Source organism: Agrobacterium sp. B1(2019) (genome assembly GCF_008274755.1).
Classification (GTDB): domain Bacteria; phylum Pseudomonadota; class Alphaproteobacteria; order Rhizobiales; family Rhizobiaceae; genus Agrobacterium; species Agrobacterium salinitolerans.
In genome coordinates, this window is the sequence record NZ_VTPB01000002.1 from 970,382 (window position 1) to 987,709 (window position 17,328).

The window sequence follows — 17,328 nt, forward strand, 5'->3', positions numbered from 1 at the left end:
GAAATCCCGGCGCTGAGGCCGGGATCCCGTTGTGGTTCTGGTGGATTACTTCACCCCGTCGATCAGGGCCTTGATCGGCTCTTCGATCGCAGGGCGAATATCGCCACGCTCCAGCGCGAAAGCGACGTTGGCAAGAATGAAACCATCCTTGGCGCCGCAGTCGAAGGTCTGGCCGCGGAAATGATAGCCAGAGAACTGCTGCGACTTGGCAAGAGTCAGCATGCCGTCCGTCAACTGGATTTCGTTGCCGGCGCCACGCTCCTGATTTTCAAGAATATCGAAAATCTCGGGCTGAAGGATGTAACGGCCGTTGATATAGAAATTCGACGGCGCCGTACCCTTGGCCGGCTTTTCGACCATTTCAGTGATCTTGAAACCTTCGCCCACGGCGTCACCCACGCCGACGATGCCATATTTATGCGTCTGATCGGGCGCGCATTCCTGCACGGCGATGACGTTGCCCTGGGTCTGGTCGTAAAGTTCGACCATGCCCTTGAGGCAGCTTTTCTGCGAATGCATGATCATGTCGGGCAACAGCACGGCGAAAGGCTCGTCGCCGACGATATCGCGGGCGCACCAGACCGCATGGCCAAGACCGAGCGGCACCTGCTGGCGGGTGAAGCTCGCGGTGCCCGCCTTGGGCAGAAGGCCGGCCAGCAATGTCAGCTCGGCATTCTTGTTGCGCTCGCGCAGCATCTGTTCAAGTTCAAATTGAATATCAAAATAATCTTCGATCACCGCCTTGCCGCGGCCGGTGACAAATACAAAATGCTCAATGCCCGCTTCCGCCGCCTCATCGACGACGTATTGAATGACCGGCTTGTCGACGACGGTGAGCATTTCTTTCGGAACCGCCTTGGTTGCGGGCAGGAAACGCGTGCCGAGACCCGCGACCGGAAATACGGCCTTCCGAATTTTCTTCTGTTCTACCACATATCCCTCCTGAGAGATAAAACTTGATCACAATCCCCGCACGCTGTTGTTATTTCAAAAATAACAACGTTTTGTAAAGGGTGACGCTACCATCTATTAATGGTAAAGAATTTGTTGACGTTCTTTTGTTATCCATGATGACGCCCGATGCGTTTTCGCAATCGAAATGACATTCGAGAGAACGAAAGACAGACGATGACAAAGATGATCCTTTCAGATGTCCGCAAATTCGGCTGCATGGTGGTTGCAGGCCTGGCAATCTCGCTGGCGCCCGTTTCGGCCCGCGCCGATCAGGGATTCCGTCAGTGGATCAACCAGTTCTACGCAACAGCCGCAAAAGAAGGCATTAGCAGAGCGACATATCAGAAGGCCTTTGCCGGTGTCAGCGAGCCGGATCCCGACGCGCTGCGCAAGGCCACCTTCCAGCCGGAATTCACCACGCAAATCTGGGATTATCTCGATTCCCGCGTCAATCCGTATACGGTGCGGATCGGCCGCGAGATGAAGATGAAGCACGCAACGACCCTCAACTGGATCGAGCGTAACTTCAAGGTCGACAAGCATATCATTCTGGCCATCTGGTCGATGGAATCGAATTACGGTGCGGTTCTCGAAAAGCCTGAGCGGCTGCACAATATCCCGCAGGCGCTGGCAACACTCGGCTATTCCGACCCCAAACGCACCAGATTCGCGCGCACGCAATTGATCGCCGCTTTGAAGATTCTCCAGGCGGGCGATGTGACGCCGAAACAGCTGACGGGCTCGTGGGCGGGCGCGATGGGTCATACCCAGTTCATCCCGACCAGCTATCTGCTTTATGCGGTGGATGCGGATGGCAACGGCAAGCGCGACATCTGGCGCTCCATTCCGGACGCGCTGGCGACCGCAGCCAATCTTCTTTCCAAGAACGGCTGGCAGCCGGGACGGACCTGGGGTTATGAAACCGCCGTTCCGCGTGGCGGCGCCCGTTATGAAGGGCAGACCAAGACTATTGCGGAATGGGCGAAGCTTGGCTTCACCCGCCCGAACGGCAAGAACTTCACCCGCGGATCCGATCGCGCCATGCTGAAGTTGCAGGGCGGGGCAAACGGCCCCGGTTTCCTGATGATGAAAAACTTCTTCACCATCAAGAAATACAACGCCTCCGACAGCTACGCGCTCGCCGTCGGCCTGCTTGCGGATGAGATCGCCGGTTATGGCGGTATGCAGCAGAAGTGGCCACGCCCCGATGGGACGCTGGATATTCGCGAAAAATTCGAGCTGCAGACCCGCATGAAGGAACTCGGCTATTATAACGGTGAGGTCGATGGGAACTTCGGCTCCGGGTCGAAAGCCGCGATCAGCGCCATCCAGTCGCGCATGGGTATGGAAACCGACGGCCAGCCGTCGCAGCGGTTGCTGAGAGCCTTGCGCAATTGATAATGTGCCGGTGAATTCGGCGGCTATCAAGAAACGCCGCCGAAATATCCGGAAGGGTTGATGTGATGAGTGGGAAACCTGCGGTGAAAAACGGAAGAACCGGCTGGCGTTTCTGCGCCGTCCTTCTTTCAGCCGTCCTTACCGTGCCGCTCGTTCCTTCCGAAAGCTTCGCACAGGAGCAACGGCGGACACTGTTTGAAATGCTCTTTGGTAAACCGGTGGGCCGCGACGGCGGATCCGGGCGCGAATACCAGCCCCGCAACCGCCGCGACTTTCCCTCTGCTCCGCGCGAAAGATCGGTCACCCGCCCCCAACCCGCCAGAAAAGCGCCCTCGGTGGTTCAGATGCGGACCGCAAAGCCGGAGCCGGCCGCAAAACTTGAAAATGCGCGGCGCGTTCTGGTCATAGGCGATTTTCTCGCCGGCGGCATGGGGGACGAACTGGTCAATGCCTTTGCCAATTCGCCTGCAATCGCCGTCGATGTGCGTGCCAACGGTTCCTCCGGCCTCGTGCGTACCGATTATTACGACTGGTTCAAAAACCTTCCGCAGTTCATCAGCGAAACCAAACCGGCCACCATCGTCATCATGATCGGATCGAACGATCGCCAGCAGATGCAGATCGGCGACACCAGGGAAAAGTTCGGCACGGAGGTCTGGTTCAAGGAATATGAACGGCGGATCGACGAGCTGCTGGCGCTTGCCGGACGCCAGAAGGCGCCGCTGCTGTGGGTCGGCCTGCCTGCCTTCCAGTCGCCGTCGCTTTCGGCCGATCTTGTCGGTTTCAACCGGCTTTATCGCAGCCATGTCGAAAAATATGGCGGTGAATTCGTGGACGTCTGGGACGGTTTCGTCGATGAGGCGGGAAAATTCGTTATTACCGGCTACGACATGAACGGCCAGCAGGCCCGCCTGCGCGAGGCTGATGGCATAGGCATGACCCAGGCCGGCAAACGCAAGCTTGCATTTTACGTTGAAAAATTCGTGCGCCGACACCTCGATAGCGCCGGACCGGACCTTGTGAAACTGGACGGCAGCAATCTGCCGGCACTTACCTCCCTGCCCGCACTCGGCATCGATGCCGGGCAGGTGCGCACCCAGCCTATCAGTCTCACCGATCCCAATCTCGACGGCGGCGACAAGCTGTTGGGCGATGCGCCTTTGGCCGCCGGGCCGACACGCGTCTCCGTGGTGGAATCGCCACGCGAAAGGTTGACCAAGCGCGGCGAGATGGCCGATGCGCCGGCAGGCCGTATCGATGACTATCGTGTGGCGCCCGATGCCGCACAGGCAAAACAATAGAGGCTTTCGGAGCGGCCAGACCGCACCGCAGCGGGCGTAATGTTTAGGCAATCCGCACATGACAGGATAGGTACAGCTTTGCAGGAATGCGGGTTGACCATCCGCCATCCCCGGTCCCTTTTTTGCATGGCGACATCGATTTGACGGCGACGCCTCGCTTGTCCTTAGCGTGAGCGGCGTCGAGTTTTTTTGCCTTTCGCCGCGCCCGTTCCCGGATGGGATGCCGGACAGTACCGAGATGAATTCATGCGCCTGCTGCTTGTTGAAGACGAACGCGAAATGGCAGCAGCCCTGTCCGCCGCGCTCCACCGGTTCGATATTATCGTGGATACGGTCGGCACGCTCGATCTTGCCCGTCACGCCATCATGGACGGCGTCCACGACCTTGTCGTGCTTGACCGGCAATTGCCCGATGGTGACGGCATCCAGCTTATCGAAGATTTGCGGCTCCTGCCCGTCACCCCACCCGTCATCGTGCTGACCGCGCAGGGCGCGCTTGTGGATCGGGTGAACGGCCTGAACCTCGGCGCGGACGATTATCTGGCCAAACCATTCGCGGTCGAGGAACTGCTTGCGCGCATCCGGGCCCTGATGCGCCGGCCGGCCGGCGCCGTGACGATGACGGCAAAACTGGGCGGGCTGGAATTCTGCTTCGAAACCCGCGAAGTGCGCATCAAGGGTGAGTTCCTTCCGCTGACCAGACGCGAACTGCTGATCCTCGAAGCCCTGTTGCGGCGACAGGGTAGAACGGTGCTGCGTTCATTGCTCGAGGAAGCCGTTTATAATTTCGACGATGAGATCCAGTCCAATGCACTCGATTCCCACATTTCCCGCTTGCGCCGCAAATTGGCGGCCGCGGATGCGGGCCTTGAGGTCCATGGCATTCGCGGCGTGGGTTACCTGCTGAGGGCGACCTCATGAAGCTGGGCAAAAGAAAATCGCTCAAGCGCCGGCTGACCCTTCAACTGCTGTTGTTCCAGATCGGCAGCCTGTTCTTCGTCACCGCCGCCATGGTTACCTATATGTCGAGCGGCGGTGCAGGCAGCGCGCTGCTCAGCCCGGAGGCGGCCCAGATAACCGCCAATGCGATCATACGGAATGAAGATAATCGGCTGGTTCTCAAAGAAACGCCCGAATTCATCAAGCTGCGCAGCAATACCTCCGATTTCTGGTTTGTCGCGGTCAGTGAAAAAGGTGAGATCGTTCAGGGCGGGCAGGTGCCCGACGCATTCAGCAACATGGATCAGCAATTGAGCGACATCAGGGTCTCCGATGTGCGCGACGCGGCGCTGTCCTATTCCTACCTCGCCGTGGTGCGAATCGCCGCCGTTCGCCGCGCTTCGGGGCCGGCGGGAGAATTCGTCATGATCGGCAAAGGCGGGCCGTTCAGCATGACGTTGCCGGTTTTGTTGTTTTCAAACATCTTGATCATGCCTGTCCTCATTCTCATGTCCATCGTGACGGTCGTGACCATCCCCTGGATCATCCGCAGGGAATTTCGCGCCCTTTCCATCATTGCCCGCACAGCGGAAACCATCGATATCGACAGGCGCGGATACCGATTGCCGGATGGCGATATTCCGAAAGAGGTGCAGCCTCTCGTTCACGCCGTCAACGGCGCGTTGAAGCGGCTGGACGATGGCTACGAACGACACAAGCGCTTCATTCTCGATGCCGCCCATGAATTGCGAACTCCCGTCGCCATTCTCCAGACCCGCGTTGAAACGCTGCTGGACGGCCCGGCCCGCAGCAGAATATTGGCGGATGCCAGCCGTATCGCCGTGCTGGCCGAACAATTGCTCGATTTGCAGCGCCTTGACGGGCAGAAGGCCCCTCTGGTCCCGCTCAATCTTGTCAACCTGTGCAGATCGGTCGTCGCTGACATGGCCCCGCTCGCCATATCACAGGGATATGCGCTGTCCTTCGAACCGGAGGAAGAGCCGATCCTCGCCCTTGCAGACGACGCTTCGTTGCAGCGCGCCCTGATGAACATCGTGCAAAACGCCATCGAACATGGCGGCAATCGCGGCACGATCACGATAAGGGTGGCGGCAAACCGGGTGATCGAGATAGCCGACGAAGGCAATGGCATTCCCGAAGAGGACCGGGAACTGATTTTCGATGCCTTCCACCGCCTGCGACCGAAAGATCGCGGCACCGGACTGGGGCTCAACCTTGTGCAGGAAATCGTCCGCTATCACGGCGGGGAAATTACTATCAGCGATGCTTCCACCGGTGGCGCGTGCTTCCGTATCACCCTTCCCTATTGCTGAAGAAAAGCCCTCATTTTTGCAACCAAAAGAAAAGGCCTGTTGCGTCTGCAACAGACCTTTCCGGTTCTTATTGCCGTCGGTGCTTAGCGCGGAAGAACGGTCGCCCCCATCAGCGCTTCATCAATCGCGCGTGCCGCCTGACGGCCTTCCCGGATCGCCCAGACCACCAGCGACTGGCCACGGCGCACGTCGCCCGCCGCCCAAAGCTTGTCAACCGAAGTCTTGTAGTCGGTTTCATTGGCGATCACATTGGTGGAACCGCGACGGTCAGTGTTGAGCCTCAGCTTGCCGTCCATTTCCTTCAGCACGCTGTCCGTGAAGGGACCGGAAAAGCCGATGGCGATGAAGGCGAGATCGGCCTTGATGATGAATTCCGTACCGGCGATCGGCTTGCGGCGGTCATCCACCTGGCAGCACTTCACGCCTGTCAGCACGCCGTCTTCGCCGACGAATTCGAGCGTCGCCACCTGGAACTCGCGGATGGCGCCTTCGGCCTGCGAGGACGAGGTACGCATTTTCGTCGCCCAGAAGGGCCAGACCGCCAACTTGTCTTCCTTTTCCGGCGGCATCGGGCGGATGTCGAGCTGGGTGACCTTCACGGCACCCTGACGGAAAGCCGTACCGACGCAGTCGGATGCGGTATCGCCGCCGCCGACAACGACGACATGCTTGCCGCCAGCAAGGATAGGATCTGCCGGCCAGCCGATGCTGTCGATATTTTCGCGACCGACGCGGCGGTTCTGCTGCACGAGATAGGGCATGGCATCGTAGACGCCATGCAGATCGGCGCCGCCGATACCGGCCGGGCGCGGGGTTTCCGAACCGCCGCAATAAAGCACGGCATCGTGGTCGGCCAGAAGCGTCTCAACCGTTACATCGACGCCGACATTGACACCGCAATGGAAGGTGACGCCTTCGCCCTTGATCTGCTCGACGCGGCGATCGATGAAGTTCTTCTCCATCTTGAAATCAGGGATGCCATAACGCAGCAGGCCTCCAGCCTTCGATTCACGCTCATAAACGTGAACTTCGTGGCCGGCGCGGCCAAGCTGCTGCGCCGCCGCCATGCCCGAGGGACCGGAACCAATGATGGCGACCTTCTTGCCGGTGTGGATCGTCGCCGGCTTCGGCACGATGAAACCCAGCTCATAGGCCTTGTCGGCAATCGCCTGCTCGACAGTCTTGATGGCGACCGGCGCATCCTCAAGGTTCAGCGTGCACGCCTCCTCACAAGGCGCGGGACAGACGCGACCGGTAAATTCCGGGAAGTTGTTGGTGGAATGGAGGTTGCGGATCGCCTCCTCCCAGTTGTTGTTATAGACCAGATCGTTCCAGTCCGGGATCTGGTTATGCACGGGACAGCCCGTCGGGCCGTGACAATAGGGTATGCCGCAATCCATGCAGCGCGCCGCCTGCTTCTGCACCTCGGCATCTGACATCGGAATGGTGAATTCGCGGAAATGGCGGATACGATCCGATGCGGGCTGATACTTGCCCACCTGCCGGTCGATTTCCAGAAAACCTGTTACCTTGCCCACGTTTATGTCCTCACATCAAAGCGGAGCGCCTGTCGGGCCCCAGTACCGTCAAGCGACACCTAAAGCCGCCCGCAGCACGATGAACTCAAATCCGGTCTCGCCGCTCGTTCAATTGGTCGCCATGGGAACAGCGACCTCGATCATCAGCGAGACCAGTTGGTGTAGTGTTCTCACGCGGCGGATTACTCCGCCGCCACGCCCATGCGCATGCGCTCCATTTCCTCAAGTGCACGGCGGTATTCAACCGGCATGACCTTGCGGAACTTCGGACGGAACTCGCTCCAGCGGTCGAGTATATCCTTGGCGCGCGCCGAGTTCGTGTAGTGGAAGTGGTTCGAGATTAGCTGGTAGAGGCGCTCCTCGTCGTGGCGCGTCATGTCCTCGGAAACGTCCACGCGTCCCTTGTGCATGAGGTCGCCGCCGTGATGGTGCAGCTTTTCCAGCATGTCGTCTTCTTCCGGAACCGGCTCCAGTTCCACCATCGCCATGTTGCAGCGGGTGGCGAAATCGCCCTTTTCGTCGAGAACATAGGCCACGCCACCGGACATGCCGGCCGCGAAGTTACGGCCCGTTTCACCGAGAACGACGACGATGCCGCCGGTCATATATTCGCAGCCGTGATCGCCCACGCCTTCAACGACAGCGACAGCACCTGAGTTACGCACAGCGAAACGCTCGCCTGCTACGCCACGGAAATAGCACTCGCCAGTGATCGCACCATAGAGAACCGTGTTGCCGACGATGATCGAGTTTTCAGCGACGATACGTGTGTTTTCCGGCGGTCGCACAATGATGCGGCCACCTGACAAACCCTTGCCGACATAGTCGTTACCATCACCCACCAGATCGAAGGTGATGCCACGGGCAAGGAACGCGCCGAAGGACTGACCCGCCGTGCCGCGCAGCGTCACATGGATCGTATCGTCCTTGAGACCCTTATGGCCCCAGCGCTTCGCCAACGCGCCCGAAAGCATGGCACCGGCGGAGCGGTCGACGTTCTTGATCGGCACTTCGAAGACCACTGGTTCGCGGTTTTCGAGCGACGGCAAGGATTTCTCGATCAGCTTGCGGTCGAGGATATCGTCGATCGGGTGCTTCTGGCGTTCGGTCCAGAAGGTTGCTTCCTTGGGGGCTTCGACCTTGTGGAATATCCGGCTGAAATCCAGCCCCTTTGCCTTCCAGTGCGCCAGCATCTCATCCTTCTCGAGCAGTTCCGAAGCGCCGATGATCTCGTCCAGCTTGGTGACGCCCAGCGAGGCGAGGATTTCGCGCACTTCCTCGGCAATGAAGAAGAAGTAGTTGATGACGTGTTCCGGCGTGCCCTTGAAACGCTTGCGCAGAACCGGGTCCTGCGTGGCGACGCCGACCGGGCAGGTGTTAAGGTGGCATTTGCGCATCATGATGCAACCGGCCGCAATCAGCGGCGCGGTGGCAAAGCCGAACTCATCCGCGCCGAGCAGCGCGCCGATGATGACGTCTCGGCCGGTCTTCAGACCGCCATCCACCTGAAGGGCGACGCGCGAACGAAGACCGTTCAGCACCAGTGTCTGCTGGGTTTCGGCAAGGCCGATTTCCCATGGGGAACCCGCGTGCTTGAGCGACGTCAGCGGCGATGCACCCGTACCGCCATCGAAACCGGAAACGGTGATATGGTCGGCGCGTGCCTTGGCGACACCCGCCGCAACCGTGCCGACACCGACTTCCGACACCAGCTTCACCGAAACATCGGCTTCCGGGTTGACGTTCTTCAGGTCGTAGATCAGCTGCGCCAAATCTTCGATGGAGTAAATATCGTGATGCGGCGGCGGCGAGATAAGGCCGACGCCCGGCGTGGAGTGACGGGTCTTGGCGACCGTCGCATCCACCTTATGGCCGGGTAGCTGGCCGCCTTCGCCGGGCTTGGCACCCTGCGCCACCTTGATCTGCAACATATCGGCATTGACGAGATATTCGGTCGTCACGCCGAAGCGTCCGGATGCGATCTGCTTGATGGCCGAGCGTTCCGGGTTCGGCTTGCCGTTAAGCAATGGAAGGTAACGGTCGGATTCTTCGCCGCCCTCACCCGTGTTGGACTTGCCGCCAATACGGTTCATGGCGATGGCGAGCGTGGTGTGCGCCTCACGGCTGATCGAGCCGAAGGACATGGCCCCGGTCGAGAAACGCTTGACGATATCAGCCGCAGGCTCGACTTCATCGACGGAAACCGGCTTGCGGCCGAGCGCTTCCGCCGACTTGACCTTGAACAGACCGCGAATGGTGTTCATGCGCAGCGCCGTCTCGTTCACCATGCCGGCGAATTCGCGGTAGCGATCCTGGCTGTTGCCGCGCACGGCGTGCTGCAGCGAGGCGACGGCATCCGGCGTCCAGGCGTGGCTCTCGCCGCGCATGCGATAGGCATATTCGCCGCCGATATCGAGCGTATTGGCGAGGATCGGGTCCTTGCCGAAGGCAGCCGTGTGGCGCGCTACGGTTTCTTCTGCGATCTCGGTCAGGCCGACGCCTTCGATCGAGGTGGCGGTGCCGAAGAAATATTTCTCGACGAATTCCGACGACAGGCCAACGGCGTCGAAGATCTGCGCGCCGCAATAGGACTGGTAGGTGGAAATGCCCATCTTGGACATGACCTTGAGGATGCCCTTGCCCACCGCCTTGATATAGCGATAGACGACTTCATCATCCGACACTTCCTTCGGGAAGGCGCCGTGCTTGTGCATGTCGAGCAGCGTGTCGAAGGCGAGATAGGGGTTGATCGCCTCGGCGCCGTAACCGGCAAGCAGGCAGAAATGGTGAACTTCGCGCGGCTCACCAGTTTCCACGACGAGGCCGACCGAGGTGCGCAGACCCTTGCGGATGAGGTGATGGTGCACGGCGGCCGTCGCCAGAAGCGCAGGGATCGCGATACGATCAGGGCCAAGCTGGCGGTCGGACAGAACGATGATGTTGTAACCGCCGCGAACGGCGGATTCAGCCCGCTCGCACAGGCGGTCGAGCATTTCGGGCATGCCTTCTGCGCCACGCTCCACATCATAGGTGAAGTCCAGCGTCTTGGTGTCGAAACGGTCTTCCGTGTGACCGATGGAGCGGATCTTCTCCAGATCGCCATTGGTCAGGATCGGCTGGCGCACTTCCAGGCGCTTGGCGCGGGCCGCCCCTTCGTGGTCGAGAAGATTCGGGCGCGGACCGATGAACGAGACGAGGCTCATGACGAGTTCCTCGCGGATCGGATCGATGGGCGGGTTCGTCACCTGCGCGAAGTTCTGCTTGAAATAGGTGTAAAGCAGCTTCGACTTGTCCGACATGGCGGAAATCGGCGTATCGGTGCCCATGGAGCCGATGGCCTCCTGACCGGTCGTCGCCATCGGCGACATCAGGAGCTTCGTATCTTCGCTGGTGTAGCCGAAAGCCTGTTGACGGTCGAGCAGCGACACGTCGCGACGCAGCGCGCGCGGTTCAACCGGCTTCAGCTCTTCGAGGATGAGCTGCGTGCGGTCGAGCCAGCTACGATACGGATGCTTGGCGGCAAGCTCGTGCTTCACTTCCTCGTCGGAAACGATGGAGCCCTTTTCCATATCGATCAGCAGCATCTTTCCGGGCTGCAGACGCCACTTCTTGACGATGCGCTCTTCCGGCACGGGCAGCGTGCCTGCCTCAGACGCCATGATGATGCGGTCGTCATCGGTGACGAGGTAACGCGCCGGGCGCAGACCGTTTCGGTCGAGCGTCGCGCCGATCTGCTTGCCATCGGTGAAGGCGACGGCAGCCGGGCCGTCCCACGGCTCCATCAGCGCTGCATGATATTCGTAGAACGCCTTGCGTTCGGCGGACATGGACTGGTTGCCGGCCCAGGCTTCCGGGATCAGCATCATCACGGCATGGGCCATGGAATAACCGCCGCGCACGAGGAATTCGAGCGCGTTGTCGAAGCAGGCCGTATCCGACTGACCCTCGTAGGAAATGGGCCAGAGCTTGGAGATGTCATCGCCGAACAACGCGGAGGAAACCGACGCCTGACGCGCCGCCATCCAGTTGACGTTGCCGCGCAGCGTGTTGATTTCGCCGTTATGGGCGACCATGCGGTAGGGGTGCGCCAGTTTCCAGGACGGGAAGGTGTTGGTCGAAAACCGCTGGTGCACGAGCGCAACGGCGGATTCGAAGCGCGGATCGGCGAGATCCTTGTAATAGGCGCCCACCTGATAGGCGAGGAACATGCCCTTGTAGACGATGGTCGAGGAGGAGAGAGAAACGGGATAGAAATCCTGCGTTTCCTTGCCGCCGCCCTCGTCATAGATGCGGTTGGAGAGAACCTTGCGGATCAGGAACAGCTTGCGCTCGAAATCGGCATTGCTAGCAGCATCGCGGCCGGCGCCGATGAAGACCTGCACGTGGTGCGGTTCGGTCGCGGCGATATCCGGCGCCTTGGAGAGCGAGGAATTATCGACCGGCACATCGCGGAAGCCGAGGAACTGCTGCCCCTCTTCGCCGATAACGTCGACGATGACCTTCTTGTAGTGCTCGATGCGGGAAGGATCGCGCGGCATGAAGATATGGCCGACAGCGTACTCACCCGCCTTCGGCAGCGTCACGCCCTGCGTCGCCATCTCCTCACGGAAGAAACGATCAGGAATCTGCACCAGAATGCCCGCACCATCACCCATGAGCGGATCAGCGCCGACAGCGCCACGATGCGTGAGGTTTTCCAGGATGAACAGGCCGTCCTTGACGATCTGGTGCGACTTTTGGCCCTTCATATGGGCAACGAAGCCGACGCCGCAGGCGTCATGCTCATTAGCCGGATCGTAAAGACCCTGCCTTTCCGGCAAACCGCCCGCGAAACGCGCTTTCGCAGAAACGGGCGCGGCCGCAGCCGCGGTGGGACAGTCTGTGGTCAGGGTGGCGGCGGCGATGTCCGCCTGCGGCTTGTTCGTCATTTTTGTCCCTCCTGCAAAATTACTTGCATGGTTTCATGCGAAGATCCGGCTCGACACGAATTTTCGCTTTCCGCAAAAACTCGCATTCAATCCGGCTTTGGTCAATTTAGGACAGCAAAGCTGTCTCAATTCAGTAGGATTTTGGCAGAAACGGGCGGATTTAGCAAGGGTGCGAATCCAATTAGTGAAAGCCGCATTTCGCAGTGAAGTTTCGATACTGACCTATTGCGCGAAACTTTCTTGTCGCAAAGCAGGTCGACCCGTTGCTTTCATTACCGGATTTGCCAATCTCAATGTTCCGACCTAGAACTTTCCCCGTTATCGCTTCGAACAGCCCGAACAGAACCTCAGCTATCGGAAAGCCTTCAGAGATGTTTTTTGCTTCAGACAATTGGGCTGGCGCCCATCCGGCCGTCAACGAACGGCTTTCGCGGGAATCCACACGCTTTGCCGCAGCTTATGGCACCAGCGAACTCGATCTCTCCATCGAAAAGCGCTTCAACGAGATTTTCGAACGCGAAGTCGCGGTGTTTTTCGTCGCCACCGGCACGGCGGCCAATTCGCTCTCGCTGGCCAGCATCGCCCGCGCCGGCGGCCTGACCTTCTGTCACTCCGAAGCGCATGTAATCGAGGACGAGTGCGGTGCGCCGGATTTCTTTTCGGGCATGCGCATGGTCGCCGTCGAGGGACCGAACGGCAAGATGCTGCCGGAGACACTGATTGAGCGCATTGCCCGTTATCCGCAGGATGCCGTGCATCATGGCCGCGCCGCGGCCATCACCATGACACAGGCGACCGAAGCCGGCACCGTCTATACGCTCGATGAAATCGACGCCATCGCCAAAATCGCAAAAGACAACGGCCTGCCGCTGCATATGGACGGCGCGCGGTTTGCCAATGCACTTTCCGCACTCGGCACCACACCCGCCGAAATGACCTGGAAACGCGGCGTCGACGTCCTGTCTTTCGGCGGCACGAAAAATGGCTGCTGGTGTGCGGAGGCGATCGTCTTCTTCGATCCCTCGCTCGCCAGGGATTTTTCCTTCCTGCGCAAACGCACCGCCCAGCTTTTCTCGAAATCGCGTTTCATCGCCGCGCAATTCGAGGCCTATCTGCAGGACGATCTCTGGCTCGGTCTCGCCAGCCACGCCAATGCCATGGCCAATCGTCTGCGTGCCGGTTTTGCTTCGCTGAACAGCGCCCGCCTTGCATGGCCGACCCAGGCCAATGAAGTTTTCGCTATTCTTCCAAAGGCCGCCGCAGAGGCCGCCACGGCAAAGGGTGCAAAGTTCTATGACTGGCTGGAGCCGCGCGATATGCCGGAAAAGGTCGGCAAGGACGAAGTGCTGATCCGCATGGTCACGAGCTTTGCCACGACAGAAGCCGATGTGGACGAATTCCTGTCGATCTGCGCCGCCGTTTAAACTATCGCAGGGCGTCGTCTTGCGGCGCCCTCATACCTCCTGCAGCCGGTAACCGACACCGGTTTCCGTCAGGATATAGCGCGGCTGATCGGGGATTTTTTCGATCTTCTGCCGAAGCTGGCGCACGTAGACGCGCAAATATTGCACGTCGGTCAATTCGTCCCACACATGTTCCAGCAGGAAACGGTGGGTCAAAACCTTTCCGGCATGCTGCACCAGAACCCGCAGGATGTCATACTCCTTGGGTGAAAGCTTCACCTCCCGGTCCTCCACCTTGACGATGCGCCTGACCAGATCGACGGAAAGATCACCGGTCTGGAACACCGGCCTCTCCCCCTGGCTTTGCAGACGATGGCGCAGGGCGACACGGATGCGGGCGACGAGTTCGTTCATGCCGAAAGGCTTGGTGATGTAGTCATCGGCCCCCAGCTCCAGCGCCTTGACGATACCCGCCTCATCCGTGCGACTGGAGAGAATGATGACCGGCAGCGCCAGCCCTTCGCCGCGCCATTTCGCCAGAAGATCATGCCCCGATATATCCGGCAGGCCGAGATCGAGAACGACGAGATCGGGCTTGTCCTCGCTGACCAGCTCCATGGCGACCTTTGCATTCATCGCCTCGCTCACCGCATAGTCTTGGGTCGACAGCCCTACGCGCAAAAGCTTGCGGATCGGCGGTTCGTCGTCGACGATCAGAATACGAACGGCGGAATTGGTCATTTCCGATCTCCTTCAGCGGCGTTGCGCGGCATGATCGCTTGTCGTCGGCAATCGCGCCTTAATCATGATCGATCACCGGAGCACCGGAGGAAATCGGCAGACTGACGGTAAATTGCGCACCGGTACGGCCTGACCTGTTTTCCGCGTGGATCGAACCGCCCATGGCCTCGATAAACCCCTTGCAGATGGCCAGTCCTAGGCCCGTTCCGGCCTGCACATGATCCGTCTTGCGCACGCGGTAGAAACTGTCGAACACCCGCTCCGTATCGTCAGGTGGAATACCCGGTCCCGCATCGGCCACGGAGAGGAGGATATTCTTGCCCTGCCGCCAGCCGCGAATCTCGATGGCGGTATGTTCGGGAGCGTATTTGGCGGCATTGTCGATGAGATTGAACAGGACCTGTTCAAAAAGCACGGGGTCGACCTTCAGCATCGGCAGGTCGGAGGGAATATCCAGAACGATCTCATGTCTGACGACGATTTTGGCGGCGCGCGACAGCGCGGTTCCAACCATATCGCCCAAGAAATACAGACCGTAATTCGGCTCCATCGCGCCCGAGCCGATCCGCGTCATATCAAGAAGATTGGAAATGAACCGGTTCAGCCGCTCGGATTCCTCAATAATCGTCGAAAGCAGTTCGGCGCGCGCATCCGGCGGGATGTCCTCGGCGAAATCCTTCAACGTTCCGGCCGAACCCAGAATGGCCGCAAGCGGTGTTTTAAGGTCGTGGGAAATGGATGTCAGGAGCGCGGTGCGCAGCCGGTCGGTTTCCGCCGCAAGCCTTGCCCGGTCGACATCCGAGACAAGCTGGATTCGCTCGATAGCGAGCGCCGCCTGATCGGCCAGGGCATCGAACAGCCGCTGCTGTTCGGGCGTCAGAAGCGGACCAAGCCGGTCATCGTCCAGCCCCACCACGCCGACGGCGCCGCTGCCGGTGCGCAGGGGCAGGTAAAGACGTTTGGCGCCAGGAAGCGTATCCGCGCCCCTGCCAGCAGCCTTGTTATGTTCCCAGGCCCATTGCGCGGCGGCAATATCGGCATCCACCAGCGTATCGTCCGGCGGATATCCCGCCTTGACCATGATCGTATTGTTTTCCGGTAAAAGCAGAACGATCCGAACCTTCAGCATCGAGGCCATCTGGAAAGCGGCCGCCCACAGCACGTCGTCCAGCGTTCCCGTCACCGAAAGCTTCTTGGAGAACAGATATAAATCTTCCGTCGTTCGCGCTCTTGCCCGCGCAGCGGCGGCCTGCCTTTGCACGGCCGCCGTGAGATTGGAGGCGACAAGCGCCACGCCGAGATAAAACAGCAGCGCCACGACACTTTCCGGATCGCGAACAGTCAGGGTGTAACGCGGCTCGAGAAAGAAAAAATTGAATGCAAAAGCACCGAGCACGGAAGCATAAAGCGCTGGCCCCAGCCCGCCGCGTACGGCTGCGGCCAGAACCGCCATCAGGAACACCAGCGCCAGATTTCTGACATCAAGCATCTGGTCCAGCACGATGCCGGCCACGATCGCCAAACCGACGAACAGAGTGCTGTTAAGATAGGGTCGTATAGAAGGATGCGATTGCGCCGAGGCCGGCTTTGCAGCCTGGCCCAGTTTCTCTTCTTTTTTATCGCCTGAAATGACATGAACGCTGATATCGCCCGCATGGTCGATCAGATCATGCGTCAGCGAACGCTGAAAAATCCGCTGCCACCAGGATTTTCGCGGGCGGCCGATGATGATGTGGGTGAAATTATTGGCGTTGGCGTAGGAGACGATCTCCCGCGTGAGATCAAGCGCCGGCAGGGTCACCGTCTCGCCGCCGAGCTGCTGGGCAAGCCGCATCGCGCCGGCCAGCCGGTCCTTCTCCAACTCTGACAATTGTTGCGAACGCGGCGTATCGAGATGCAGCGCCGTCCAGGGCGCGCGCAGACGATCCGCCTGCCGGCGGGCATAACGCACCAGCCCCGGGCCGTTGCTGCCATGGTCAAGGCAGACCAGAACCCTGTCTCCTGCCGCCCAAGGGCCGGAAATGGCGTGGGACTGCATGTGATTGAGCAATTGCTCATCCACCCGTTGCGCGGTGCGCCGGAGCGCAAGCTCCCGCAGCGCCGTCAGATTGCCGCGCGAGAAATAATTCTCGATGGCGCGCCGGGCAGTGCGGGGCAGGTAAACCTTGCCATCCTGCAGCCGTTTGATCAGATCGTCTGGCGTAATATCGATTATTTCGACATCGTCGGCCCGGTCGATGATGCTATCGGGCACCGTTTCACGAACACGTATGCGGGTGATCTGCGCAACGACATCGTTCAGGCTTTCGACATGCTGGATGTTCAGCGTCGTATAGACGTCGATTCCCTGCGCCAGAATTTCCTGAACGTCCATGTAGCGCTTGGGGTGGCGGCTGCCGGCGGCATTGGTGTGAGCAAGTTCATCGACCAGAACCAGGGCGGGACGACGGGCGAGAATGGCGTCGAGATCCATCTCTTCGAGCACCTGACCACGATAATCGATACGCCGGCGCGCGATGATCTCGAAACCCTGCACCAGCGTTTCGGTTTCCCGGCGGCCATGGGTTTCCACGACGCCGATAACGGCGTCCACCCCATCGGCCAGCTTCGCACGACCGGACATCAGCATTTCATAGGTCTTGCCGACGCCGGGCGCTGCCCCCAAGAATATCTTCAGCCGGCCCCGCGCCTCGCGGCGGGCGTTTTCCAGCAGCGCATCGGGCGATGGTCGGCTCGGCATATCGCGATTGTCGTCAGGCATTTAACCCACCAGTGGTCGAGGCTATGGCTTG

Annotated in this window: 10 protein-coding genes; 5 read left to right on the top strand and 5 right to left on the bottom strand. The window is 59.9% G+C overall.

Features of this window, described 5'->3' with window-relative positions:
• Nucleotides 1-45 precede the first annotated feature (45 nt).
• On the bottom strand, nt 46-933 hold the full coding sequence (gene galU, locus AGR1_RS19295; RefSeq protein WP_080794917.1) for a UTP--glucose-1-phosphate uridylyltransferase GalU: 888 nt from the start codon (nt 931-933) through the stop codon (nt 46-48).
• Nucleotides 934-1,128: 195 nt separating this feature from the next.
• Between galU and AGR1_RS19300 the strand changes: the two genes are divergently transcribed.
• The 4 genes from AGR1_RS19300 (at nt 1,129) to AGR1_RS19315 (ending at nt 5,926) form a co-directional block, all read left to right on the top strand.
• Complete coding sequence (locus tag AGR1_RS19300; RefSeq protein ID WP_080794914.1) at nt 1,129-2,352, top strand: lytic murein transglycosylase; 1,224 nt, start codon at nt 1,129-1,131, stop codon at nt 2,350-2,352.
• Between the two features lie 65 nt (nt 2,353-2,417).
• The gene (locus AGR1_RS19305; protein WP_149147884.1) at nt 2,418-3,653 is read left to right on the top strand and encodes a DUF459 domain-containing protein; all 1,236 of its coding nucleotides are present in this window, start codon (nt 2,418-2,420) and stop codon (nt 3,651-3,653) included.
• Between the two features lie 246 nt (nt 3,654-3,899).
• A complete protein-coding gene (locus AGR1_RS19310) occupies nt 3,900-4,574 on the top strand; it encodes a response regulator transcription factor (protein ID WP_149147885.1) in 675 nt (224 codons plus the stop codon).
• Nucleotides 4,571-5,926, top strand: coding sequence for a HAMP domain-containing sensor histidine kinase (locus tag AGR1_RS19315; protein ID WP_149147886.1), 1,356 nt, complete (start codon nt 4,571-4,573; stop codon nt 5,924-5,926). The genes AGR1_RS19310 and AGR1_RS19315 overlap by 4 nt, the downstream gene beginning before the upstream one ends.
• Nucleotides 5,927-6,009: 83 nt before the next feature.
• Here AGR1_RS19315 and AGR1_RS19320 read toward each other — a convergent pair whose 3' ends face one another.
• Together AGR1_RS19320 and gltB are read right to left on the bottom strand one after the other, a co-directional pair.
• Nucleotides 6,010-7,464, bottom strand: a complete 1,455-nt coding sequence (locus tag AGR1_RS19320) for a glutamate synthase subunit beta (RefSeq protein ID WP_080794908.1) — start codon at nt 7,462-7,464, stop codon at nt 6,010-6,012.
• 182 nt (nt 7,465-7,646) lie between these two features.
• On the bottom strand, nt 7,647-12,392 hold the full coding sequence (gene gltB, locus AGR1_RS19325) for a glutamate synthase large subunit (RefSeq protein WP_149147887.1): 4,746 nt from the start codon (nt 12,390-12,392) through the stop codon (nt 7,647-7,649).
• 371 nt (nt 12,393-12,763) lie between these two features.
• Between gltB and AGR1_RS19330 the strand changes: the two genes are divergently transcribed.
• Nucleotides 12,764-13,816, top strand: coding sequence for a low specificity L-threonine aldolase (locus tag AGR1_RS19330; protein WP_080794904.1), 1,053 nt, complete (start codon nt 12,764-12,766; stop codon nt 13,814-13,816).
• 30 nt (nt 13,817-13,846) lie between these two features.
• On the opposite strand, the gene AGR1_RS19335 is transcribed toward AGR1_RS19330, so the two are convergent.
• Nucleotides 13,847-14,536: a response regulator transcription factor gene (locus tag AGR1_RS19335; RefSeq protein WP_080794901.1), complete on the bottom strand. Its 690-nt coding sequence runs from the start codon at nt 14,534-14,536 to the stop codon at nt 13,847-13,849.
• A 58-nt stretch (nt 14,537-14,594) separates the two neighbouring features.
• Complete coding sequence (locus AGR1_RS19340) at nt 14,595-17,297, bottom strand: sensor histidine kinase KdpD (protein ID WP_149147888.1); 2,703 nt, start codon at nt 17,295-17,297, stop codon at nt 14,595-14,597.
• Nucleotides 17,298-17,328 lie beyond the last annotated feature (31 nt).

Bases quoted from the DNA above. Each gene is read 5' to 3' on its own strand.
- AGR1_RS19315 (WP_149147886.1), top strand. From the start codon at position 4,571: ATGAAGCTGGGCAAAAGAAAATCGCTCAAGCGCCGGCTGACCCTTCAA.
- gltB (WP_149147887.1), bottom strand. From the start codon at position 12,392: ATGACGAACAAGCCGCAGGCGGACATCGCCGCCGCCACCCTGACCACA.
- AGR1_RS19310 (WP_149147885.1), top strand. From the start codon at position 3,900: ATGCGCCTGCTGCTTGTTGAAGACGAACGCGAAATGGCAGCAGCCCTG.
- AGR1_RS19335 (WP_080794901.1), bottom strand. From the start codon at position 14,536: ATGACCAATTCCGCCGTTCGTATTCTGATCGTCGACGACGAACCGCCG.
- AGR1_RS19300 (WP_080794914.1), top strand. From the start codon at position 1,129: ATGACAAAGATGATCCTTTCAGATGTCCGCAAATTCGGCTGCATGGTG.
- AGR1_RS19330 (WP_080794904.1), top strand. From the start codon at position 12,764: ATGTTTTTTGCTTCAGACAATTGGGCTGGCGCCCATCCGGCCGTCAAC.
- AGR1_RS19305 (WP_149147884.1), top strand. From the start codon at position 2,418: ATGAGTGGGAAACCTGCGGTGAAAAACGGAAGAACCGGCTGGCGTTTC.
- AGR1_RS19340 (WP_149147888.1), bottom strand. From the start codon at position 17,297: ATGCCTGACGACAATCGCGATATGCCGAGCCGACCATCGCCCGATGCG.